Origin of the sequence: Cryobacterium sp. (genome assembly GCF_026786305.1) — a bacterium.
Taxonomy (GTDB): Bacteria; Actinomycetota; Actinomycetes; order Actinomycetales; family Microbacteriaceae; genus Cryobacterium.
In genome coordinates, this window is record NZ_JAJAYI010000070.1 from 104,664 (window position 1) to 128,012 (window position 23,349).

Consider the following 23,349-nt stretch of genomic DNA (forward strand, 5'->3'; position numbering starts at 1 on the left):
CCGTCGCGAGTAGACGTTAGGCGAGAATCGCCTCGACCTCGTCGCGGGTGGGCATCGACGACGTTGCCCCGGCCCGAGTCACCGCCACCGACGACGCGGCCGTGGCGTAGCGCACTGCTTCGATCATGTTGTCGGGGGTCACGGCGGTGCCGCGCACACAATCCACCGCCAGTCGTGCCACGAGTGCCCCAACGAAAGTATCACCGGCCGCGGTGGTATCAACCGCGCTCACCGGTCGGGCGGGCGCAAGCCCGATAACTTTGCCGTCGAAGGCCACGACCGACCCTTGCGAACCCAGCGTGACAATAGCCCAGGTGCCGCCGGCGCTGAGTACCTCGGCGGCGCGCACCGGGTCGCTCTCCCCGGTGAGTTCGGCCGCCTCACCCTGGTTGGGCACGATGAGGTCCACCGAGGCGAGAAAACCCTTCGGCAGCGGCACAACCGGCGCCGGGGTCAGCACGGTGAACACGCCGGCGGCGCGGGCCGCGGCGATTCCCTCGACCAACACGGAGATCGGCAGCTCGCACTGCATCACCAGAAACGCCGAATCGGTAACGGCCAGACGCTGCGCGGCGCTCAGCGTGGTGACGGTGGCGTTGGCGCCCGACACGACGACGATCGAATTCTCGCCACTGTCCACAACGGAGATGTGGGCGGTGCCGGTGGGGGCATCCGCGGTGGCCAGTGCGGGAGAACGGATGCCCTCGGTCGCCAGCAGCTCGCGTAGTTGGGTCCCGTAGGCATCCGCTCCCACCGCTCCCAGAAAATTCACGGACGCTCCCATTCGCGCAGCGGCGACCGCCTGATTCAATCCTTTGCCACCCGGAACGGTAGTGAAACTAGCCCCAAACATCGTCTCGCCGGGGAGGGGTAGCCGCGCCTGCCGCACGACGAGGTCCATGTTGGCGCTTCCGAGTACCGCAATCGTCTTCATAGGGTCAGTCTCGCATCTGCCCATGGAACAATAGAGGGGTGAGTTCTATCGAGCAGCCCCAGGACCCGTCAACCGAGAGTATCGCCGACAACGAGACCGCCAGTGAGACCGTGCTGGCGGAGGCGACCGTCACCGTGCATCGGGCCCCGCGTTACCGCAACTTCATGCTGCTCGGAGCGATTCTGGGAGTGCTGCTGGCCTTCATCTTCACGCTCGCCTTTCCGGAGAACGACGAGTATGACCGCGCGCAGATTTTCGGTTTCCTCCTGCTCGGCGGCGTCACTGTCGGTGCCGGTCTCGGCGCGGTCGTGGCCCTCGTCATCGACCGGATCATCGGCCGATCGCACACGACGGTCGTCGCCGATAGACTGGGCGCGAACGAACCACGCGCCGCTGAGCCTGGCTCCGGCACCCCCAACGACGATTTTCAAACGTTCAACGAGAAGTAAAGAGGCTGCGGCTTGCCCGGTGGCGACGGACTGTTAAATCACGATATTCTCCAAGGCGAGAAGGGTCCACAGGATGCCTGTGGCGTCTTCGGCGTCTGGGCTCCCGGCGAAGAGGTAGCCAAACTCAGCTACTTCGGCCTCTATGCCCTGCAACACCGCGGCCAGGAATCGGCCGGAATCGCCACGAGTGACGGCAGCAAGATTCTCATCTACAAAGACATGGGACTTGTCTCGCAGGTCTTCAATGAGGCCTCGCTGAGCACCCTGCTCGGGCATATTGCCGTCGGGCACACCCGATATTCCACCACCGGATCATCGAGCTGGCAAAACGCCCAGCCAACCCTCGGGCGAACCGCGAGCGGAACGGTGGCCCTCGGCCACAACGGTAACCTCACCAACACGGCCGAGTTGCTGCGGCTCGTGCACGAACGCTATCCGCAGGTTGACGGTGAACTCGCCCGCGGCAACACGACCGATACCGCCGTGGTCACCGCGCTGCTCACCGGCGACCTCGACCACACCCTCGAAGCCACCGCGCTCGAGGTGCTGCCGCGCCTGCGCGGCGCCTACTGCCTGGTCTTCATGGACGAAACCACCCTCTATGCGGCCCGCGACCCGCAGGGCGTACGGCCACTCGTGCTCGGTCGCCTGGAACGCGGGTGGGTTGTGGCCTCCGAGACCGCCGCGCTCGATATCGTCGGCGCGAGCTTCGTGCGCGAGGTTGAACCCGGCGAACTGATCACGATCGACGAAAACGGGCTGCGCACGCAGCGTTTCGCGAAGGCCGACCCCAAGGGCTGCGTCTTCGAGTACGTCTACCTTGCCCGCCCCGACACCACGATCGCCGGCCGCGGTGTGCACGAGGCTCGGGTCGAGATGGGGCGCCGGCTCGCCGCCGAGCACCCGGTCGAGGCCGACCTCGTCATCCCCACCCCGGAATCCGGTACGCCAGCTGCCATCGGCTACGCGCAGGCATCGGGCATTCCATTTGGCCAGGGCCTCGTCAAGAACTCCTATGTCGGCCGTACCTTCATTGCGCCGTCGCAGACCATCCGGCAGCGCGGCATCCGCTTAAAATTGAACCCGCTCAAAAACGTCATCAAGGGCAAGCGCCTGATCGTGGTCGATGACTCGATCGTGCGCGGCAACACGCAGCGCGCCCTCGTGAGCATGTTGCGGGAGGCCGGTGCAGCCGAAGTGCACGTGCGCATCTCCAGCCCGCCGATCACCTGGCCGTGTTTCTACGGCATCGACTTCGCCAGCCGTGCCGAACTCGTCGCGACCGGCCTGGAGATCGACGAGGTGCGCCAGTCGATCGGCGCCGACAGCCTCGGCTACCTCTCGGAAGACGGCATGATCGAAGCCACCGAGCAGCCGCGCGAACGTCTCTGCACCGCCTGTTTCACCGGCGTGTACCCGATTGCGCTGCCCGAGTCGCAGCACCTCGGCAAGAACCTGCTCGAGCGTCCGGCGGCATCAAACGGATGCGACCCCGGCCCGGATTCCGACCTGGAAGCAGTGTTGGCACCCGCAACGCGCAAAGAAGAAGCCCTTGCCCGCCTGGGCCAGGTACCGTTCGGTGACCCGGGAAGACCAGAATGAGCAACACCCCCACAACTTCTCAGGCATCGTATGCAGCAGCCGGTGTCGATACCCGGGCCGGTGACCTCGCGGTCGAGCTCATGAAGTCTGCTGTCTCGAAGACGCACGGCCCCGAGGTCTGGGGCGGTGTTGGGGGTTTCGCCGGGCTTTTCGATGTGTCGTTCCTCACCAAGTTTCGCCAGCCGCTGCTGGCCACGTCGACCGACGGCGTCGGTACCAAGGTTGCCATCGCCCAGGCGATTGACAAGCACGACACCATCGGGCAAGACCTGGTGGGCATGGTCGTCGATGACATCGTCGTCGTCGGCGCCCGCCCGCTGTTCATGACGGACTACATCGCCTGCGGCAAGGTGGTGCCCGAGCGCATCGCGTCGATCGTGGCCGGAATCGCCCGCGCCTGCTCCGAGACCGGAACGGCCCTGGTCGGCGGCGAGACCGCCGAACATCCTGGCCTGCTCGGCCCCGACGACTATGACGTCGCCGGCGCGGCCACCGGTGTGGTGGAAGCCGACCAGGTGCTCGGCGCCGACAAGGTCATTTCCGGCGACGTCGTCATCGCCATGGCCTCCAGCGGCCTGCACTCCAACGGGTACTCGCTCGTGCGCCATATTCTGGCCCAGCGCGGCATCGGTTACACCGCCATGTCAGCCGAACTTGGCGGTATGGTCGGCGAAGTTCTGCTCGAGCCGACCCGGCTGTATACCGGCCCTCTCCTCGACGTACTCGGCGACCCTGAGCTGGCCGGCGCCATCCACTCACTCAGCCACGTGACCGGTGGCGGAATCGCCGCGAACCTCGCCCGCGTGCTGCCGGTCGGCTCGTGGGTGGAGGTGGACCGCTCCACCTGGTCGCCCGCGCCCGTGTTTCGCATTCTCGGTGACATGGCTGGTTCCACGCTGGAAAGCGCGGAGGGAACGTGGAACCTCGGAGTGGGCATGTTCGCGGTCGTCGATGCGGCATCCGTTTCGTCGGTCATTGCGAGGCTGGCGCGAAGCGCTATACCGGCCTGGGCCGCCGGCCGCGTCTCACGCGCCGCGCACGACCTGACCGGGTTCGAGCAGGGTGCAAAGGGTGTCAATGGCGGTGCCGTGCGCCTCGTCGGGGCCTACGCGAGCTGAAGCACACTGCGTGCGGGCGCCCGTTTGCCGATGCGCTCAACGGGCCCGGTACGGCCGGTCAAACCCGGCCGGCAGCAGTCCCCGCGGGTCAGTTGCCACCTACGTCGCCACCGAGCAGACCGGCTCATCACCGACGTGGGTGCTCTCCAACCACGACCTTGTGCGCCTGGCGACCCGGTACTTACTGCCGGCGCTGGGTGGCCGCGGGCAGCGACCCTGCTGGAGTCGGCTCTGCCGGGCTCTGCCTACCTGTATCAGGGTGACGAACTGGGGTTACCGCAGGTCGCCTCGATCCCCGCTGCCGACCGGCAGGATCCGGCATTCTTCCGCAGCCGGCCTGGTTCGGGCAGCTGTCGGTCGAAGCGGCGGACTCGAGTGGATGGAGGCCGGCAGAACGGATCTGCTCACCTTCCAACGCCCGAACGGTTGGGTCACTGTGACCAATCTCAGCGACAGCTCTGCCTAGGCGCGTTTCTTCTCGTCTTCGGTGGCGTAGTGGTCTACGTAGCGGTCGTCGTCGCCGTCGGGGTCATCGTCACCGTCAGCGGAATCCGTGGCGTCAGCGTCGGCGCCCTGCTTGGCCTTGTCCGCTTCGTACTCGGGCCACTTGGCGAGGTCTTCGTCAAGGCGCGGGTCGGACGGATGCCCGGTCAGCTCACGTTCGAGCGCGTTGTAGTTGGTATCCGGGCTGAAATACTTCAGCTCCCGAGCTACCTTGGTGTGCTTTGCTTTTTGACGGCCGCGCCCCATGCGTGACCCCCTTACGATGCCAGGCCGAGCAGGTCGCGAGACCCTCGGGATTTGCCGAACGGAATGTGTAAAAACTAAACTTTAGTTTAGCATGGTGGGCCTAGCGCCCCGCGGACGCCGTTCGCACGGCTAATCCGTAGAAACGGGGTGGCATGACGGGCAATCTCAGCGTGCCCAACGTCATTATCGGAGCCGGCCAGGCTGGTCCGTCCGTCGCCTTCTATCTGCGCTGCGGAAGGGCGAAGCCGCTACTTGCGCTTGCGGCGACGGGATGCCGCGGGCCTGGACTGCGCGGGGACGGTTCCGACGATCGTGGTCGACTTCGTCCCGGTGTCGAGCGCTCCCGGGGGGGGCGCGAGTGGCCGGCGCGACACCGGGCGCGACCGCACCGGCTCGCCGCGGCGGTCCTGACCGGGAATAGGGCGGGACCGCCGACCGTAGATGAGCTCCGAGGAGTCGAGCAGCCACGGCACGAGGGCAATCGTGACGCCGTGCACGAGCATGAGCTTCTGACGCAGCCGGCGGGCCTTGTGGTTGTGCAACAGCCCCTCCCACCAGTGGCCGACGATGTAGATCGGTGTGTACACGGTGATGACCTCGGAGCCGTGGTCCTCACGGCGACCGCGAATGTAGCTGATCAACGGCCAGCTGATATCGCGGTACGGCGAGGCGACGATTCGTAATGGCACCTGGATGTTCTGCCTGACCCAGGCGCGTTTGAGCTCTTTGGTCTCGGCGTTGTCGATCGAGATGTGCACCGCCTCAAGGCTGACATGCCGCGCGGCAATGGCATAGTCGAGCGCCTTGAGCACCGGCTTCTGCATCTTGCCGACGAGCACGATTGCGTGGTCGCCCTGCGAGCCGAACGTCGTAATCGGGTCGACCTCGATCTCCTTCGCAACGTCGCGGTAGTACCGGTTGACCCCCATCATGAGAAAGAACAGAATCGGCATCATCACGAAGACGAGCCAGGCGCCGTGGGTGAACTTGGTGACGGTGACGACGATGAGCACGACTCCGGTCAGCAGCGCGCCGAATCCGTTGATGGACAAGCTGAAGATAATCGAACTGCGATTGGGCGGGTTCTTCTTGAGTAGTTTCAGCCAGTGCCGCACCATTCCGGTTTGCCCGAGGGTGAACGACACGAAAACACCGATGATATACAGCTGGATCAGAACGGTGAGGTTGGCCTGGTAGACGACCATGATCGCCACCGCGGCCAGGGCCAGCAGAACGACACCGTTGGAGTAGATGAGCCGATCGCCGCGCGTGCTGAGCGACTTGGGTGCGTAGGAGTCCCGGGCGAGAACGGAGCCCAAGAGCGGGAAGCCGTTGAAGGCGGTGTTGGCGGCGAGCAGCAGCACGGCCGCGGTCGCGGCCTGCAGCACGAAGAACATGACCGAGAAGTCGCCGAAGGTCGCCGCGGCCACCTGCGCGATGAGACTGCGCTGGGGCTCGGTGGCGCACTCAGCCCAGCCGATCAAGTCGCAGGGATTCTCGGCGTAGTGCACCTTGGAGATGAGCGCGAGCGCGGTCAACCCGACGAACAACACGATGGCGATGGCGCCCATGAGAGTGAGGGTGCGCTGCGCATTCTTGACCTTGGGGTGTTTGAACGCGGGAACCCCGTTGGCGATGGCTTCGACCCCGGTGAGCGCGCTGCATCCGCTCGCGAAGGAGCGCAGGAGAAGCAAGATGAACGCGGCCTGAGCCAGGTTCTCGCCCTGTACGTCGTACCCGGCCGATTCCGCAATGGGGGCATCCCCCAGCAGGGCCCGACCGAGTCCTACCATGATCATCAGCAGCACACTGCCGATAAACAGGTACGTCGGAAGGGCGAACGCGTTGCTTGACTCGCGAACGCCGCGCAGGTTGACCGCGGCGAGCAGAATGATGAAAACCACGGCGAGTTCGACCCGGAACGGAGCCAGGCCAGGTAGTGCCGAGATGATGTTGTCCACGCCGCTGGCCACCGAGACCACCACGGTCATGACGTAGTCGACCAGGAGAGCGGATGCGACGACGAGGCCGGCCTTCTCGCCGAGGTTCTTGTGGGCGACTTCGTAGTCGCCGCCCCCCGAGGGATAGGCCTTGATCAGCTGGCGATACGACGCGACCACGACGAGGAGCAGCACGACCACGACGGCGGCGACCCACGGTGCGAAGCTGAGGAATGCGAGCCCGCCGAGGGTCAGGATCATGAGGAGTTCCTGGGGCGCGTACGCCACGCTCGATAGCGGGTCGCTCGCAAAAATCGGGAGGGCGAGGTGCTTGGGAAGTAGCTGGCCCTCTAAGTGCTCGGTTGGGAGCGGATCGCCAATGATCCACCGCTTTGGTGAACGGCTTTCCGGTACTGGGGCGTTCGCCTCGGTTGTCACGAGCATCGACACTACACCCACGGCGACCCGTGTCAAATCGACCTCATTTATTGGGCGTTTTCTGACATCGTTGCGGGGCCGCCGCAGGCTCCTACTGGTGGAGGGTGGCGAGGATGCTCGCGCGCACGTCGGCGAGCTGCCGACGGAGCGACGGGACGGTGTCAGGCGGCACGACCGACCGATAGGCCTGCGTGCGCAGATCGGCGCGCAGCTGCTGTCGGAACTCGTTCAGCACCATGTCGGCCTCGCGCAGGGACCGCGTGGAGTCATGGCGTGGGGCTGTGCCGTCGCCCGTCGTGGTGTCAGCATTCGAGGTCTCGGTGGACTTTTCCTCGGTTGCGGTCGGCGTCGGGTGGCCACGGTTCCAGGTCGACGAGCCCGTGGGGTCCCACGAATCGGCGGTACCGTCGTAGCCGCGCGAGTCTGCCGAAGCGGCATCGCGGGCCTGGCGGGCGGCCGAGGCGAGGTCGGCCCGCAGGGTCTTCATGGCGGAGTTGACGCCGCTGCGCACCTGGTCGGCGAGGCGCCGCACCGAGTCGGTCACCTCGTCTTCGATCGCGCCGAGTTCGCCGTCGCGGGCGAGCAGTTCGGCACGGCCCGCAGCGGTGATCTCGTACACGGTCTTGCGGCCGTCGGTCGACTTCGTGACGAGCCCGTCCTCCTCCAGCTTGGCCAGCCGCGGGTAGATCGTGCCGGCGCTCGGGCTGTAGGTGCCGCCGAAGCGGTCGCTGAGCGCCTGGATCAGCTCGTAGCCGTGCCGGGGCCGCTCGGCGAGCAGGCTCAGCAGGTAGAGGCGCAGGCTACCGTGCGCGAACATGGCACTCATGCCTGCTCCTGCGGGGCGTCCGCGGAGGCCGCCGCTGCGCCATCCGCCGTGCTGGTCGACGCCGTGCTGGTCGACGCTGGGCTGGCAGTCTCGCGGCGCACGACCGAGATATCGCCCGACACCGAGTTGGAGCGGACGTCGACCCAGCTGCCGTCGAGGGCACCGGTGGAGCCCTCGTAGCCCTTACCGAACGCGGTGCGCACCGTCTGATCGTCGAGCTGGATCGTGCCGGAGATGGTGTTGAGGTGGTAGCGCGCGGCGACGCCCGGCTCGAGCCGCACGGTGAGGTTGCCGCTGACCGAATTCGTCACAATCTGGTCGGGCGTGCTGGTCAGGTCGAGAAATACGTTGCTGGAGACCCCGTCGAGCGTGAATTGATTGATACTGCCGCTCGCCGTGATATCGCCCGATACGGTGTGCACGACCAGCGCTCCCGCGTGGTTACGCACCGAGATTTCGCCGTTCACCGCGTTGAGTTCGAGGTCGCCCTCGACATCGTCGATGACGAGATCGCCGGAGACGGTGCTGAGTCTGGCGTCGTTGCGCAGGCCCGAGACGAGGGCATCGGCCGAGACGACCCCGAAGCGCAGCGCGACGTCGCGGGGAACCGAGATGCTCACATCGGCGCGTGCGGTGCCGCGGAACGAGGCGAATACCTCGATGAAGTTGTCCCAGCGCAGTTGTGGGTGGTCGATTTCGAGGCGGTCGCCGTCCATCGAGATCTTGAGGTCTTTGCCGGTGACGCCGTGCACTTCGATGCGGGCGCCGGGCTCGTCACGGCCGATGATGTCGACCGTGCCGCTGATGAGGCCGACCTTCAGCTTGCGCACCAGTTCGACATCGATAATCTTGGTCTGCCCAGGGGCGACCAGCCATTTTTCCAGTGACACTGCGTTGTCCTTTCAGCTTGAATCTCGCGTTATATCGCGTGTACTGAATGACACTTTATAGCGCGTTCCTGAGGGGTTCACGAGGGTCAATACAAAAAGATGGCCAGCCAGTCGCGATTGTGGGCGTGCACGAGCACGAGAAACACGACCACATCGAAGAGCAGGTGCACGCAGACCACATAGGTCAGCGACCGGGTGCGGGCAAAGGTGTAGCCCTGGAGAAGCGCGAACGGTACGGTCAGCAGGGGCCCCCAACTTTGGTAGCCGAGTTCCCAGAGGAACGACGAGAAGATCACGGCCTGCAGAATATTGGCCTGCCAGTCGGCAAAGTGCCGGCGCAGCAGGGCGAACGCGATGCAGATGAAGAACAGTTCGTCCCAGATGCCCACGAAGCCCACACCCACGAACAGCCGGGCAATCTCATCGGGCGCGGTCACCGCCGGCCAGTTCCGGTACGCGCCGCTTCCGATGAAATAGCTCGGCAGAATCAGGTACCCGAGCAGTACTACGATCGGGAGGTAGGCGCGTTCGAGCGTGGTCCAGCGCTGCCCGGTGCGAATCGGAAAGCGAATCGCGTGGTCCATGAAGTAGTAGCGCGAGAGCAGGTATGGCACGAGCACCGAGAGGCTCAGCACCGTGCCCATGAGGGCGATGTTGGGGTAGCTGATGTTCGCTTCGACCGAGATCGAGCTGATAATCGCGAGTCCGACCGCAATGAGCAACAGATCGCGAAACAGTGCGCGGTTGATCACGAACGCGAGCGTCAGGGCTGCTGCCAGAACGGCGTAACCGGGCAGCGGCAGGCGCAGCGCAAAGAGTAGAACCGCGGATGCGCTCACCAGCGCAGCTGGAATCAGCCCCAATCGGGAAGTGGAACGCATGCTGCACCCTACCGGGAGCGCCTCCCAATTCGGGGAGCCCGCACCCGGCCGCTGTGCCCCGAAGTAGTGGTTTAGCCCTTCTCGTGCGAGGCGCTAGGTTCGAAGGATGACCCGTCTACCCGCCGAGAGCGACCCCGTCGCGATCCTGCAGCAGCTCGTGCGCATCGACTCCGTCAACCCCGATCTCGTGCCCGACGCCGCCGGTGAAGCCGAGATCGCCGCGTGGTGCGGTGACTGGCTGCTCAAGCAGGGCTTCGACGTCACCGTGCTGGAGCAGACTCCCGGGCGACCGTCCGTCGTCGGCCTGAAGCGCGGCACCGGCGGTGGTCGCTCGCTCATGCTCAACGCCCACCTCGATACGGTCGGCATCGCGACCTACGCGGGCGATCCGTTCAGCGGTGATCTCACAGGGGGCCGGGTGCACGGGCGCGGGGCCCTCGACACCAAGAGCGGGCTCGCGGCCATTCTCGTGGCGGCCGCGCGGGCGTCCGCTGCCGGGCTTCCCGGCGATGTGATCGTGACGCTCGTCGCGGACGAAGAATTCGGCAGCATCGGAACCGAAGAGGTGCTGCGTAGTTTTCGTGCCGACGCCGCCCTCGTTATCGAGCCGAGCAGCCTCGAACTCACCACCGCACACCGCGGATTCGCCTGGTTCGAGCTCGAGCTGACCGGCCTCGCCGCGCACGGCTCGCAGCCCGAGCTCGGCGTCGACGCCATCTGGCATGCCGGCCTCGCCCTCTGCGCCCTCGACGGCCTGCGTCAGCAGTTGAACGCCGCCCCGGCACATGTCACGCTCGGTCACGGCGCCGTGCGGGTGTCGCAGATTGCCGGTGGTGATGATGCGGCCACGGTCGCAGCCCGCTGTGTGCTCACTTTGGAACGACGGATGCTGCCCGGCCAGTCGCCCGAGAGCGTCGAGACCGAGCTGCGCGCGCTGTTCAGTGAACTGGCGCGCACCGCGCCACAATTTCAGTTCACGCTGACTCGGCTGGTGGCGCGCGCGGCCTTTGCGGCCGAGCCGCACTGGCCGATCGTGCGTGCGCTGTCCGGCCACGCCGAACGGGTGCTCGGCCACCCGGCGGCCACCCGCGGCGAACCGTTCTGGACCGATGCCGGACTCATTCACGAGGCCGGCATCCCGTGCGTCGTGTTCGGCGCCGACGGTGAGGGCCTGCACGCCGACACCGAGTGGGTCGACGCCGCCTCGGTGCGCGCGCTCGCCGACATCCTGGAGGGCACCATCACCGAGTTCTGCGGGGCTACGGCCGGCTGATCCGTTCGCAGCCCCGACCCTCGTGCCACGAGTCGGTGACCAGATGGGTGTTGTCGGGGTCGATGTGGGTGAGTTCGCCCGGCGCAACCTCTAACCCCGCCCTTACCTGCGTTCCGCGAGGGGAGCTGCCTCCACGTCGATCTCGGGGGAGACGTCGGCGCGGGCGATCAGGCCGGGGCGGCGGATCGCGAAGAGGGGCAGTGTCCAGTTGCAGAGGGGGCCGATCAATACGGCAAAGAGCACGGTTCCGATGCCGACATTGCCGCCGAGCGCCCAGCCGATGCCGAGCACGGTGGCCTCGAGCAGGGTGCGCACCACCCAGATATTCCAGCCGGTGCGCTTGTGCAGCCCGGTCATCAGACCGTCGCGCGGGCCGGGCCCGAAGTGCGCACCAATGTACAGGCCGGTCGCGCAGGCAAGCGTGAAGAGACCGAGCGCGAACAGAATAATGCGCAGCCACAGGTCGAGATCCGCCGGAATCAGGTGCAGACCGACATCCGCAGCCGGCCCGACCAATACGGCGTTGAAGATCGTGCCGACACCGAGCTTTTGCCGAATCGGAATCCAGAACAACAGCACGATCGCACTCGTCATGACCGTCACCAGACCGAAACCAAGCCCGGTGTGCTTGTCGATGCCCTGGGTCAGGACGTCCCACGGCGCGACCCCGATGCCACCACGCACGATCAACGCGATGCCCAGTCCGTAGAGGAAGAGGCCAATAAAGAGCTGGACGAGGCGTCGGGTCATAAAAACCCATCCAATTCTATAACCTCTCTGTTATCAAGTAGCCACTATGCCTGGAGCGGATTTATGGCGGAGCTGTAGCTCAGAGCCCGGGCGTGCACCTCGGCGGGTCGGGTTTCGTCCCCGACGACACCGACGGCGAAAAGGGCTGGGACGAAACGGCGCTGCTGCAAATTCTGGAGCGGAGCAACCCGCAGCTCGGTTACCTCATGCCCGACTTTCATAACCCGACCGGCCGGACCATGCCCATCGATCAGCGCGAACGCGTGGTCGCGGCCGCAGCCAGGCAGGGCACGGTTCTGATTGTCGACGAGACAATCGCTGAACCCAACATCGACCGGAAAGGCACGTTTCTGCCCTGTGTCGCATCGGCTGGTGGCAGCGCGGACACGGTTGTCACGGTCGGATCGGTCGGCAAGGCCGTGTGGGGCGGTCTCCGGGTTGGCTGCTCCGACCTCGTGAGCGCCTCGCCGATGCTTTTTTCGAGCTGGCAGGTGCCGCACGTGCACGGCGGCGTAACCGCCGGGGTGAATCTCGGCAGCCCGCTGAGCTCGCAACTCGCCGACGTGGTCTAGTCGCCCACGGAACAACCCGGGCACTGACATACTGAGCGGGTGCATTTTCTCGCGGTTCTGAGCATGAAGAATCGGGCGCTCATCGCCCTCATCACGATTGTCGCGGCCGTGTTCGGCAGCCTGGCCCTGACCAGCCTCAAGCAAGAGCTGATTCCGTCACTGCAGCTGCCGCAGCTGCTCGTGTCGACGAGCTATCCGGGCGCTTCGCCGCAGGTCGTCAACGACGACGTGTCGACCCCGATCGAAACCGCCATTCAGGGCCTCGCCGGGCTCGAAACGACGTCGACGACAAGCAACACGAACTCGTCCCTCGTGAGCGCCACCTTCACCTACGGCACCGACCTGGTCAAGGCCGAATCCCGCATCGACCAGGCCATCAACCGCATCACGAACGTTCTGCCGGCCGGTCTCGACCCGCAGGTGATCAGCGGCAGCATCGACGACTTTCCGGTGATCTCGCTCGCGGTCTCGTCGAGCGATACCGTGGCGCTCGCCGACCAGCTTAAACGCAGCGTGCTCGGCGACCTCCGCGACGTGGCCGGCGTGCGCGACGCCGCCCTGGTCGGCGACATCGGCCGCCGGGTCACGATCACCCCCAATGCCGACGAGCTCGCCGCGCGCGGACTGAGCACGCAAAGCCTGCGGGATGCACTGCAGCAGAACGGCGCGCTGATTCCGGCCGGCGCCATCACCGAGGGCGACACGACCCTGTCGGTGCAGGCCGGCAGTAAACTCGGCTCGGTCGACGACATCGCCGCACTGCCGCTTGTGGCGAGCTCGACCGGCTTCATCGCCACAGCGGGCATTACAGCGGATGCCACCCCCACAACCATCGGCGACGTCGCCACTGTCGCCCTCGTTGAGAACCCGGTCACGAGCATTTCCCGGGTGAACGGCGAACCTGCCCTCACGATCGCCGTCACCAAGGTGCCGGCCGCGAATACGGTCGATGTGTCGAAGGCCGTGCGCACGATTCTGCCGCAGCTTGAGGCGGCCGTCGCGCCCGCCACGTTCACGGTCGTGTTCGATCAGGCGCCGTTCATCCAGCAGTCGATCGACGCGCTCACCCAGGAGGGCCTGCTCGGCCTCGGCTTCGCGGTGATCGTGATTCTGCTGTTTCTGCTCTCGGTGCGGGCCACGCTGGTCACGGCGATTTCGATCCCCACCTCGGTGCTCATTACCTTCATCGGCCTGCAGAGCGTGGGATATTCGCTCAATATCCTCACCCTCGGAGCGCTCACGATCGCCATCGGCCGGGTCGTTGACGACTCGATCGTGGTCATCGAGAACATCAAACGGCACCTCGTCGCCGGCGCCGACCGCGCCGCCACGATCGTCTTCGCCGTGCGTGAAGTGGCCGGAGCCATCACGGCCTCGACCGTCACGACGGTGACCGTGTTCCTGCCGATCTCCTTCGTGGGTGGGGCGACCGGCGAACTGTTTCGGCCGTTCGCGCTCACCGTGACGATCGCCCTGCTGGCGTCGCTGCTCGTGTCGCTCACGATCGTGCCCGTGCTCGCGTATTGGTTTCTGCGGGCGCCGAAGGCCGTGGCTACGCTCGATCTTGCTGCCGATCCTGCTACCCCGAATGACACGGCCACCGAATCGGCGAGCGTGCCCGCTGCGACGGGTCTGTCGGCGGCCGCCGAGGCCGGCGAGAACCCCGGGCGGCTGCAGAAGGGCTATCTGCCGGTCATTCGATTCACGCTCAAGCACGCCGTCGCGACGTTGCTGCTCGCCGTGCTCGTGCTCAGCGGAACGGCCGCGCTCGTGCCGTTCATGAAGGTTAACTTTCTCGGGTCGACCGGGCAGAACACGTTCCGGGTGACGCAAACGCTGCCGGTGGGCAGCAGCCTGGCTGCGCAGGATGCGGCATCAGCTTCGGTGGAGACAGCGCTGCGTGCCCTGGACGGCATCGACATTGTGCAGTTGTCGATTGGCGGCGGTAGCGCTGGGAGCGCGTTTCGTGGCGGGGCGCCCGCTTCGAGCGCCGTGACCTATTCGATCACGACCGCCGACGGTGCCGACGCCGATGCGGTGCAAGACCGCGCGCGCCGCGCTCTGGCCGGCCTGGGCAATGTTGGCGAGATCTCGGTGGCTGCGGCGAGCGGGTTCGGGGCATCCTCCGACATTGCCGTCGATATCACGGCGGCAACGGATGCCGACCTGCAGACCGCGACGACGTCCATTCTCAGCGCGGTCCAGAAACTCAGGGCCATCAAGGAGAGTGCGAGCACCCTCGCCTCCTCGCTGCCGTACCTGGCCGTCACGGTCAATCGAAGGGCGGCGGCCGCCGCCGGTCTCAGCGAATTCGCCCTCGGAACCCTCGTGTCGCAGGCCATGCAGCCGAGCGTGATCGGGTCGATCGCGATCGACGAGACCAACCTGACCGTGTATCTCACAGCGCAGTCTCCGCCGACGACGTCTGCTGATCTCGCGGCTGTGCAGATTGCCACGCGCACCGGATCGGTGGCCCTCGACACCCTCGCGACCGTCGAACAGGTCGACGGCCCAAGCACCCTCACCACGGCGAAGGGACTGCGCACGGCGACCGTCTCGGCGACGCCCGCGAGCGACGATCTGGGCACGGCGAACGCGCAGCTGAGCCAGATACTCGTCGACACGAAGCTGCCGACCGGGGCAACCGCGACACTCGGCGGGGTGAGTGCCGACCAGGCCGAGGCTTTTCAGCAACTCGGGGTCGCCATGCTCGTGGCCGTCCTCATCGTGTACATCGTGATGGTGGCGACGTTCCAATCGTTGTTGCAGCCGCTGCTGCTGCTCGTGTCGGTGCCGTTCGCGGCGACCGGGGCGATCGCGCTGCAGGTCGCGACCGGCATTCCGCTCGGGGTGCCGTCGCTCATCGGCGTGCTCATGCTGATTGGAATCGTGGTGACCAACGCGATCGTGCTCGTCGACCTGGTCAATCAGTACCGGCGGCGCGGTCTCTCGGTACCCGACGCACTCATCGCCGGTGCGAGCCGCCGGTTGCGACCCATTCTGATGACGGCGCTCGCCACGATCTTCGCCCTGCTGCCGATGGCGATCGGCCTCACTGGCCACGGCGGATTCATCTCCCAGCCGCTCGCCCTCGTGGTCATCGGAGGGCTCGTGTCATCGACGGTGCTGACGCTGATCGTGCTTCCGGTGCTCTATCTGTTGGTCGAGGGCACCCGCGAGCGTCGGAATATCCGCCGTGCTCTGGAGCACCGGCAAGCGAACGGTCAGCAAGAGCTACTACCCTCAATCGGGTGACTTTACAGACCGCTGCCGCGCTACCCGCGTCGACGACGCCCATACCGACGAACCGCCTGACATCCCTCGATGGTCTGCGGGGAGTTGCGGCACTCGTGGTGATGTTGCACCATATCTATCTCGTCGCAAAGCCGACGCTGGTCAGTGCTGGCGGATCCGCACCGGGAAGCGTGTATTGGGTGGTGTCCGAGACTCCCCTGAAACTCGTGACCGCGGGATCAGAAGCGGTACTGGTCTTCTTTGTGCTGAGCGGACTCGTCGTCGCCCTTCCCGCGTTGCGCAAGCCTGGGTTTTCCTGGACGGGGTTTCTCACGGGTCGGATGGTGCGCATCTATCTGCCGGTTTGGGCTTCTCTGGCGATAGGAACCGCGCTGATTTGGCTTCTTCCCCGAGACCAGTCGGTTGTCACCGCCGGCTCCTGGATGAGCCAGTCGAACGCCACGGCCGTGACGCCTTCGACGCTGTGGGGCCAAATGAGTCTCACCGCCGTCTCGTATGACATCAACAATGTGCTCTGGTCCTTGAGGTGGGAGCTCATTTTTTCCGTGCTGCTGCCATTGTTCGTGGCGGTGGCCCAGGTGGTTCGACGTCGCTGGCTACTAGCAGGCGCTGTCGCGTTTATTCTTATTCTGCTGGGGACGCTGGCCCACATCGACGCTCTAAAATATCTCCCGGTTTTTTTCATCGGCACGCTTTTGGCCGTGCGATTGGATTCCATCAACGAGTGGACTCGGCAACGCCTCAAGCGCCCGCGTGCGACCCTCTGGGGAATCATCTTGGTCGTCGGCGTGCTCCTGCTTTTGGTCGCCCGGTGGTGGGCCGGCTCGCTTGCTTCCTTTGGCACGCTCTCAGACAGCGTCTTACGCCTGATGCCAGTGCTCGGTGCGGCGGGCCTCGTGTGGGCTGCTATCGGGGTACCGTTTCTGCGCCGCGCGCTGGACTCCCGCCCCGGTCAATGGCTTGGACGGATATCTTTCAGCCTCTACCTCATTCACATCCCCATTCTGGCCACCCTGACCTTCGTGCTCGGCGACCATAAATGGTGGCTGGTGGCAGTGCTCACCGTTCCCGTTGCACTGGTCGCGGCCTGGGGATTTTATCGGGTCATCGAACGACCATCCCACCGCCTGGCCCGATACACCTCGCAGATCACAGCCCGGGCTACGGCGAAGTTCCGGGCCCGGGTATCCAGATGACGAGTCGGCTACGCACTCCGGGGCAGCGCCCCGATGGCACGCTGAAACCGGTCAAACGCAGCAGCGCGGTGGTTCAGTGCATCGGGGGGCGACGGTGGCACATCTTCACGATCGAACGTTGAAACAAATTTCTCTCGAGGAGCATACTGAGCGAGTCTTTCAGCATTGATTTCTTCGAGCTCCGGTGAGGTGGACACGAGATTATCGTATTCACGATAGAGCGACAAAATGCCCCGTGTGTGCTGTGATTGCCGGTGGTTCTCGCCGTCGGTCTCTGGCACCTCGACAGATACACCATCATGCAACCAGATCGATCGTCGGGCTGACGGCGCATGCAGCATCAGGGTTGCCCAGAGCGGATCCCGCCCGCTGAAGTCAACGGCGTAATCGAAAACACTGCTTCCAAAACACCGAGTCCATTCCTCATCCCACAGGGATTTCTGCCGCGGGGATCTCGAGTGTGCGCTCAGGTCAGCGCTGTGCCACTGGTACCGACGCCTGAGATGGGCAATTTTGGCGCCGTTCATCCCGCCCACGCGCACGAACTGGCGGACTGCAGGGTGAATTTCCGCTTGTTTTTCCAAGACGCCGCGCACGCGACTGTTCGGAAATACCACTGAAACGTCGTATCGGCCGTGGTCGATGGCGTTCAGCAAGTTCAGTGCCGCGGTCGTTATGTGGCCGGGTCGCAAGCTGCCGACGTTGATGAGAATGGATGTCCTGTCGTCCGTGGCCACGTGTCTCACCTCGTAACCGTCGCGCTGACCCCGAAAAACGATGTCGATAACGCGCTCCGTTGCGTGGCCGTCTTCGTGCCCCGCATACTTCTGCGCCATAACGCGATACTTCTGAGCACTAGCAGGTCGCGGCCCCGAGCGCGCGATTATGTTCAATTCCACGGCCAGTTCGCTGACCGTGCGCACCACTGGCCCCGGCCAGTTGTCGGACTCGGTGTACAAACCACGGTATCCGGCATAGTCGTCGATGTCCGGAGTAAGGAACGCAATGGGTCGCCCGGTCGACAAAAAATCGAAAAACGTACTGGAATAATCGGTGACGAGAATTTCTGTTGCAGCCAGAACGGCGTTCGTCGGTATTTCGTTGGGCACCAGTCGCCCGCTGAATTCGGTTCGCTCAGCGGCGAATTTGTAGACCACCTGGTGAATCTTCAGGAGGACCACGTAGCGCTTCGTGTCGATAAGCGCTTCCAGTTCGGTCACCCGACGCAACAGCTCGGCCGCATCATCACTGGGGCGGGCGAAAGACTCCCCCTTCCACGTCGGCGCGTACAGGATGATCTTTCGCCCGCCGATGGGCAGGCCGGTCGCTTCGAGTCGCTCGGTTATGGCGGCGACGCCGCTGGAGTCAACAAACTGACGGTCGATTCGGGGATAACCCTCCTCGATGATGTGGCCCCGGTAAATGTTGTGAAGTCGATGGCCGGTTTCATACATTTGTTCGGTCATGAACCGATTCGCGGCGAGGAGGTAGTCCGCCAATAGAAAGTTTCGGACCACATTGCCCACCCGTGCCGCACGATCTCCGATGTCGTACCCCATGCGCTTGAGCGGTGTTCCATGCCACGTGTTGAGATAGACCTGCTCGATACGCTTGCTGAATTGCGCGGGAAACGTGGCGTTATTGATGAGGTACCCGCTGGTGGCGAGTGCTCGGTAGTAGGCCAGGGACTGAGGGCGAACAAATCGAACAGAAGAATCACCGGCAAATTCACGAGTGACCGATAGGTTATCGTGATTGTTCGCGAGCACCCACACGTGCTTGAGATGCGTGAAGTCGGGTGCCGCGCGCAAGCCTCGAAAAATCGCCTCCGGATTGCACAGCATTCCATTTCCCGCAAACGACTCGTAGAGCACCAGATTCGGGTCGACAGGGCGCCGGCGCCAGAATGCGTACACCTCGGCCACTGCGGCCCGACGGATTCTGTCGACGGCACGGTTTGCACGAATGGAAGCGGTACGTGGCACAATGCGCATTCCTTTATGCTATCCAGCGCTTGCACTCCCGTGAAAGTGCACCGGAGAAGCGAACTAAACTGACGGCTTCGCGCGGCGTTGGTGAGTGATCACGGTGGGCGCGAAAAAAAGAGGAGAGGAGATGCGGCGGGCCATGAACCTCACCCGTGTTATGCGCCTCGCGTCGCGAGCAAAACGTTTTGCCCAATCCCAACTCCACGCTCATTGGCGCGGTGAGCCGATCCGACAGGGAACTGTTCTCTATGAGTCGTTCTCCGGTAATGGCGTGCTCTGCAACCCGGAAGCCATCTTTCGCCAGCTCTTGGCAACGCCCGATATGGGGCAGCTCAACCATATTTGGGTTTTGTCAGACCTGAAACAGTATGGACGGACCGTCGCGGAGTTTTCTGGCGCGCCCAACGTGACGTTTGTTCGCCACGGCTCACCGTCGTACCATCGCGCTCTGGCGACGAGCGAATTTCTTGTTAATAACTCGACTTTTCCGCCTCAGTTCAGCAAGCGGCCTGGCCAGACATACCTCAATACTTGGCATGGCACACCCTTGAAACGCATGGGCTATGACATAGACGGCGGTGCGCGCGGAACGGCCAATATCGTACGCAACTTCGTTGCCGCCGACTACCTGCTCGCTGCCAATCCGTTCATGGCCGAGCAGATGTATGAAAAAGGATACAAACTCAGTGGCATTTTCACAGGTCTGATCATTGAGGAAGGGTACCCGCGCATCGACCGGCAGGCTCTCGACGGTGCTGGCGTCTTTGCGGGCCGCGCACGCTTGACCGACGCGGGCATCCCCCTGGGCGATCGCACAATCGTGCTCTACGCTCCGACGTGGAAGGGCGCGTCTTTCGCCCGGCCGAACGACGACATCGACCAACTGCTCGACCACGTCGCCCGAATAACAGCGAGGATCGACACCAGCAAGTACGTGGTCCTCCTAAAAACGCACCAAATCGTTCATGCCCGTGCCGCTTCCAGGCCGGATCTGACGCGTTTGCTGGTGCCGAACGATATGCCCACCAATGTCGTCCTCGGACTCGCCGGCGTTCTGATCACGGATTATTCGAGTATCTTCTTTGATTTTCTGTGCACAGGGCGACCGATCGTGTTCTTTGCTCCGGACCTGGATGAATATGAGGGTACGAGGGGTCTGTATTTCGCGCCCGAAAACTGGCCAGGCCCAGTCTGCCGCACGATGGAAGAGCTGACGATTGAGCTCGCAAGAACCTTGCTGACCGGTGGTCTGCCGGCTGAATCAGCCGCCCGGTACCGCGCCGCCCAGCTCGAATTCTGCGGCCGGAATGATGGTGGCGCGAGTGCCCGCATTGTGGACATCGTCTTTCGTGGCAACGTGGGGGCGCACCACGTTCGCAGCGTAGCTTCCTCGGCTCATCGGTCCATTCTGGTCTACCTGGGCGGGATGCAGCCAAACGGCATAACGACATCCGCTTTGAACTTACTGAATAACATCGACCACACCCGGTTCGACGTTTCCGCATTTTTCGCCCAGAGCGCAGTACCGGCCGCAATCGCCAACCAAAACGCGATCCATCCCGCAGTCCGCCAGTTTGCGCGAGTGGGCGGGATGAACGGCTCCGCCCGTGATCAGCTGGCCCGGCGCCTCCACTATTATTTCGGTCGAATTAGTCAGCATCAAGGCCAAGCGACGCAGAAAAGACTGTGGGATGACGAGTGGGCGCGTTGTTTCGGGGACAGTCGCTTTGACTACGTGATCGACTTCAGCGGATATGGACCGTTCTGGTCGGCGCTACTGCTTCATTCTCCCGAGGCGATCCGATCGATCTGGCTGCACAACGACTTGGCTTCCGACGCGCACCGTACGGTGCGGGGTAGAAAAAGAATGCTGCGAAGTCTCACCCAAAACTTCACACTGTACGAGCAATACGACCATCTCGTGTCGGTTTCACAGAGTCTGTCGCAGATCAATAGTCGCAAACTTGCCCACTATGCCGAGCCGGCGAAATTCACATTCGCGCCCAACACGGCAAATGCAACACACGTCCTGGTCGCGGGCGCGCAGGACTTGCGGGAAACGGCTCGAGATACGCTGACGGGGATAACTCCCGCCTGGGTGGACGACATTCTCGCCGATGACGATATAACAACCTTCGTTTCGGTCGGGCGGCTCTCTCCGGAGAAGAATCAGGCACGCCTTATCCGTGCGTTCGGTCTCGTGCACGCGCAGACGCCCGCCACTCGGCTCGTTCTCGTTGGTGAGGGTGTTCTTCGTGGCGCGCTCGAGGCCCTGATCAAGAAGCTGGGGTTGGAGGGGGCGGTCACCCTCACGGGCGTGCAGCAGAACCCCTACGCCATCCTTGCCGCGTCGGACTGCTTCGTTCTCTCGAGCGACTATGAGGGCCAGCCCATGGTCATTCTCGAAGCGCTGGTGCTCGGCCTGCCGATCGTCACGGTTGACTTCGAGTCTGTGCAGAATGCTCTCCCGATCGGTTTCGGGCTGGTCGTGCCTCAAACTGACGCCGGACTGGCCGCAGGGCTGAGAACGTTTCTGAGCGGGCAGGTTCGTTCCGGCGCGTTCGACCACGGCGCATATACCCGGCTGGCCGTCGATCAGTTCTACCGGGCCATCGGCGCGGAGACGTAACCAGCGGGCCTGAAGCTGCGAGGTCGCTCAGATGGCGCGCAGAACACGTTCCTGCGACCGCGCGATCAACCGCCGAGGACGACGCCGCGGTTCAGGAAGAACGATTGGGGATCGATGCGCACGCCGTCGACCCGAACCTCGACGTGCGTGTGACAGCCGGTGGACAGACCGGTGCTGCCGACGTTCCCAATCTGTTGGCCGGCGGCGACGTGTTTACCGACAGTGACCAGGGTGTCGCCGGTGGCGAGGTGGGCGTAGCCCGTCTGCACGCCCTCACCGTGTTCGATAATGATCCAGTTGCCGTAGCTCCCGACGGAGCCGGCGGCGTGCACGATCCCGGAGGTGGCGGCAAAGACGGGTGTTCCGCAGCTCGCCCCGATGTCGGTGCCATAGTGGAACGCTCCGACGCCGGGGAGCGGGCGAACCGGGCGCGGCCCGTAGCCATCCGTTATCGGACCGCTTGCCGGGTTGGCCCAGCCCTGATCGCTCAGCTGGCCGACGTCGGTGCGAATGATCGGGCGCACGTCGAGTGCGGCCAGGCTTGCGGCGGCGGTCGCCGCCTGCGACGCCGCAGCGACCAGTGCCAGACCCGCTGCCTCGAAGTCGCTCGTGGCCGCGTCGAGTTTTGCCTGGCTGGCGTCAACCGACAACGTACTCGCAGCCGCGCGTGTCTCGGTGTCTTGTTGATTCAGCTTGACCGCGCGCACGGTGTCGGCCTGGGCGCGGGCCTGGATCGTCTCGATGTTCTCGGTGACGCGGTCCAGCTGGTCCAGCGTGCTGAGCTGGTCGAGCACGTTGCTGAGCGAATGCCCGCCGAGAAAGACATCGGTGACGATGGCGCCGCTTCGTTGCTGGGCCAGTTTGCGCGCGAGCACGGCGAAGCTGCGGGTGGTTTCGGCGGCTGTCTGCGACGCCTCCACGGCTAAACGGTGCACGAGGGAGGCTCGACCCAGTGCGATCCTCTGGCTCGCCAGGGTTGATTCCAGGTCGCCGCGCGCGGTGTCGAGCGCGGCTTGCGCGGCTTGGGAGCGGGTCAGGGCGCTCGCCAGCGCCGATGCCCGTTGCACGGTGAGTTCTTGGGCGGCGGCGCGCGCAGTTGCGGCCCGCTCGGCGGCAGCCTGCTGCGCCACGTGCGCCTGTGCGGCGGCCGCGCGGGCGGTGGCTGATGGCCGAGGTGATGGCTGAGCCTGGGCAGCAGCCTCTGCCGCGATCTGCGCGCCGGTTGGGGTGGGCGTGACCAGGCTCGGATCTGCGGCCGGGGCTTCGGCCGGGGCTTCGGTCGGGTCTGGGGTCTCGGTCACCGGCGGGATGGGGCCATCGCTTGGTTCCGGCGAGGGTTCCGCGGTCGGGGTCGGGGCCGGGGTCGGGGCCGGGGTCGGTGTCGGTGTGGGGCCGGCCGTGGGCTCGGGGGTCGGTTCTGCAATGGGTTCAGGGATCGGCGCGACGATGGGTTCAGGCGTGGGTTCAGGCGTGGGTTCAGGCGTGGGTTCCGGCATGGGGTTGCTGGTCGGTGGCGACACCGGTTGTGGCGACGGCGCGGGCAGTGGTTCCGGCTCCGGGGTCGTGCTGACGATCGGTGTGGGCGTGGCGGGGGCGCCAACGAGCGCGTCGTCGGCGCTCGCCGCGATGGGTGCGCCGAACAGGACGAGTGCCGTGACCACGACCGTCGCCAGCCAGCCGACGATGCTCCGCGGCGCCCGGTGGGTCTCGGCCCGATGCCGCGGCTGTGCGCGCACGAGCCGCACGGTGCGACGGCGGTTCTCGGGTAGCAACATTGCAGTACCTGATCCATTCGGGTAATGGATGTGCGCGGCTCGGGCGGGCCAGCGTGGCGCAAGTATGGCACGGTGTCGCAGAG

At 64.7% G+C, this 23,349-nt stretch carries 17 protein-coding genes and 1 pseudogene; 9 read left to right on the top strand and 9 right to left on the bottom strand.

Annotation, left to right across the window (positions count from 1 at the left end; genetic code table 11):
- Positions 1-16: 16 nt before the first annotated feature.
- Positions 17-934 (bottom strand): ribokinase, encoded by a 918-nt coding sequence (locus LH475_RS08785; protein WP_196844614.1) that lies wholly within the window; start codon positions 932-934, stop codon positions 17-19.
- A 38-nt stretch (positions 935-972) separates the two neighbouring features.
- Between LH475_RS08785 and LH475_RS08790 the strand changes: the two genes are divergently transcribed.
- The 4 genes and pseudogenes from LH475_RS08790 to LH475_RS08805 all read left to right on the top strand — a co-directional run.
- A complete protein-coding gene (locus LH475_RS08790) occupies positions 973-1,383 on the top strand; it encodes a hypothetical protein (RefSeq protein WP_196844613.1) in 411 nt (136 codons plus the stop codon).
- 12 nt (positions 1,384-1,395) lie between these two features.
- Entirely contained in the window at positions 1,396-2,985 is a 1,590-nt protein-coding gene (gene purF, locus LH475_RS08795; protein WP_196844612.1) for an amidophosphoribosyltransferase, read from the top strand.
- Positions 2,982-4,103 carry a phosphoribosylformylglycinamidine cyclo-ligase gene (gene purM / locus LH475_RS08800; protein WP_196844611.1) on the top strand — a complete coding sequence of 374 codons (1,122 nt, stop codon included), beginning with the start codon at positions 2,982-2,984 and terminating at the stop codon, positions 4,101-4,103. Before purF ends, purM begins: the two co-directional genes overlap by 4 nt.
- Before the next feature lie 118 nt (positions 4,104-4,221).
- A pseudogene (locus tag LH475_RS08805) lies at positions 4,222-4,439 on the top strand (alpha-amylase family glycosyl hydrolase); the annotation flags it as partial.
- A gap of 126 nt (positions 4,440-4,565) precedes the next feature.
- Here the strand turns inward: LH475_RS08805 and LH475_RS08810 are convergent.
- The 5 genes from LH475_RS08810 to LH475_RS08830 form a co-directional block, all read right to left on the bottom strand.
- Positions 4,566-4,853 (bottom strand): DUF3073 domain-containing protein, encoded by a 288-nt coding sequence (locus LH475_RS08810; protein ID WP_196844610.1) that lies wholly within the window; start codon positions 4,851-4,853, stop codon positions 4,566-4,568.
- Between the two features lie 248 nt (positions 4,854-5,101).
- A complete protein-coding gene (locus LH475_RS08815) occupies positions 5,102-7,237 on the bottom strand; it encodes an APC family permease (protein WP_196844609.1) in 2,136 nt (711 codons plus the stop codon).
- Between the two features lie 85 nt (positions 7,238-7,322).
- The gene (locus LH475_RS08820) at positions 7,323-8,057 is read right to left on the bottom strand and encodes a PadR family transcriptional regulator (RefSeq protein ID WP_297413492.1); all 735 of its coding nucleotides are present in this window, start codon (positions 8,055-8,057) and stop codon (positions 7,323-7,325) included.
- Complete coding sequence (locus LH475_RS08825) at positions 8,054-8,947, bottom strand: DUF4097 family beta strand repeat-containing protein (RefSeq protein WP_297413494.1); 894 nt, start codon at positions 8,945-8,947, stop codon at positions 8,054-8,056. The genes LH475_RS08820 and LH475_RS08825 overlap by 4 nt, the downstream gene beginning before the upstream one ends.
- An 86-nt stretch (positions 8,948-9,033) precedes the next feature.
- Positions 9,034-9,828 carry a CPBP family intramembrane glutamic endopeptidase gene (locus LH475_RS08830; RefSeq protein WP_196844607.1) on the bottom strand — a complete coding sequence of 265 codons (795 nt, stop codon included), beginning with the start codon at positions 9,826-9,828 and terminating at the stop codon, positions 9,034-9,036.
- Between the two features lie 106 nt (positions 9,829-9,934).
- Here LH475_RS08830 and LH475_RS08835 point away from each other — a divergent pair, with 106 nt between their 5' ends.
- Positions 9,935-11,101, top strand: coding sequence for a M20/M25/M40 family metallo-hydrolase (locus LH475_RS08835; RefSeq protein WP_196844606.1), 1,167 nt, complete (start codon positions 9,935-9,937; stop codon positions 11,099-11,101).
- Between the two features lie 102 nt (positions 11,102-11,203).
- On the opposite strand, the gene LH475_RS08840 is transcribed toward LH475_RS08835, so the two are convergent.
- Positions 11,204-11,851, bottom strand: coding sequence for a hypothetical protein (locus LH475_RS08840; RefSeq protein WP_196844605.1), 648 nt, complete (start codon positions 11,849-11,851; stop codon positions 11,204-11,206).
- 92 nt (positions 11,852-11,943) lie between these two features.
- On the opposite strand from LH475_RS08840, the gene LH475_RS08845 reads away from it, so the two are divergent.
- From LH475_RS08845 to LH475_RS08855, 3 genes are read left to right on the top strand one after another with little or no spacing between them, the layout of a single operon-like run.
- A complete protein-coding gene (locus tag LH475_RS08845; RefSeq protein WP_297413497.1) occupies positions 11,944-12,423 on the top strand; it encodes an aminotransferase class I/II-fold pyridoxal phosphate-dependent enzyme in 480 nt (159 codons plus the stop codon).
- Positions 12,424-12,462: 39 nt separating this feature from the next.
- On the top strand, positions 12,463-15,678 hold the full coding sequence (locus tag LH475_RS08850; protein ID WP_196844603.1) for an efflux RND transporter permease subunit: 3,216 nt from the start codon (positions 12,463-12,465) through the stop codon (positions 15,676-15,678).
- Positions 15,675-16,874 carry an acyltransferase gene (locus tag LH475_RS08855; RefSeq protein WP_196844602.1) on the top strand — a complete coding sequence of 400 codons (1,200 nt, stop codon included), beginning with the start codon at positions 15,675-15,677 and terminating at the stop codon, positions 16,872-16,874. The genes LH475_RS08850 and LH475_RS08855 overlap by 4 nt, the downstream gene beginning before the upstream one ends.
- 8 nt (positions 16,875-16,882) lie before the next feature.
- Here the strand turns inward: LH475_RS08855 and LH475_RS08860 are convergent, their stop codons facing one another.
- A complete protein-coding gene (locus LH475_RS08860) occupies positions 16,883-18,868 on the bottom strand; it encodes a CDP-glycerol glycerophosphotransferase family protein (protein ID WP_297413500.1) in 1,986 nt (661 codons plus the stop codon).
- Between the two features lie 133 nt (positions 18,869-19,001).
- On the opposite strand from LH475_RS08860, the gene LH475_RS08865 reads away from it, so the two are divergent.
- Positions 19,002-21,491 carry a glycosyltransferase gene (locus LH475_RS08865; RefSeq protein ID WP_196844600.1) on the top strand — a complete coding sequence of 830 codons (2,490 nt, stop codon included), beginning with the start codon at positions 19,002-19,004 and terminating at the stop codon, positions 21,489-21,491.
- 65 nt (positions 21,492-21,556) lie between these two features.
- Here the strand turns inward: LH475_RS08865 and LH475_RS08870 are convergent, their stop codons facing one another.
- Positions 21,557-23,266, bottom strand: a complete 1,710-nt coding sequence (locus tag LH475_RS08870; RefSeq protein ID WP_297413503.1) for a peptidoglycan DD-metalloendopeptidase family protein — start codon at positions 23,264-23,266, stop codon at positions 21,557-21,559.
- Positions 23,267-23,349: the final 83 nt, after the last annotated feature.

Excerpts from the sequence above, each read along its gene's own strand:
- LH475_RS08785 (WP_196844614.1), bottom strand. The coding sequence starts at position 934 with ATGAAGACGATTGCGGTACTCGGAAGCGCCAACATGGACCTCGTCGTG.
- purM (WP_196844611.1), top strand. The coding sequence starts at position 2,982 with ATGAGCAACACCCCCACAACTTCTCAGGCATCGTATGCAGCAGCCGGT.
- LH475_RS08810 (WP_196844610.1), bottom strand. The coding sequence starts at position 4,853 with ATGGGGCGCGGCCGTCAAAAAGCAAAGCACACCAAGGTAGCTCGGGAG.
- LH475_RS08815 (WP_196844609.1), bottom strand. The coding sequence starts at position 7,237 with ATGCTCGTGACAACCGAGGCGAACGCCCCAGTACCGGAAAGCCGTTCA.
- LH475_RS08820 (WP_297413492.1), bottom strand. The coding sequence starts at position 8,057 with ATGAGTGCCATGTTCGCGCACGGTAGCCTGCGCCTCTACCTGCTGAGC.
- LH475_RS08830 (WP_196844607.1), bottom strand. The coding sequence starts at position 9,828 with ATGCGTTCCACTTCCCGATTGGGGCTGATTCCAGCTGCGCTGGTGAGC.
- LH475_RS08835 (WP_196844606.1), top strand. The coding sequence starts at position 9,935 with ATGACCCGTCTACCCGCCGAGAGCGACCCCGTCGCGATCCTGCAGCAG.
- LH475_RS08840 (WP_196844605.1), bottom strand. The coding sequence starts at position 11,851 with ATGACCCGACGCCTCGTCCAGCTCTTTATTGGCCTCTTCCTCTACGGA.
- LH475_RS08860 (WP_297413500.1), bottom strand. The coding sequence starts at position 18,868 with ATGCGCATTGTGCCACGTACCGCTTCCATTCGTGCAAACCGTGCCGTC.
- LH475_RS08865 (WP_196844600.1), top strand. The coding sequence starts at position 19,002 with ATGAACCTCACCCGTGTTATGCGCCTCGCGTCGCGAGCAAAACGTTTT.
- LH475_RS08870 (WP_297413503.1), bottom strand. The coding sequence starts at position 23,266 with ATGTTGCTACCCGAGAACCGCCGTCGCACCGTGCGGCTCGTGCGCGCA.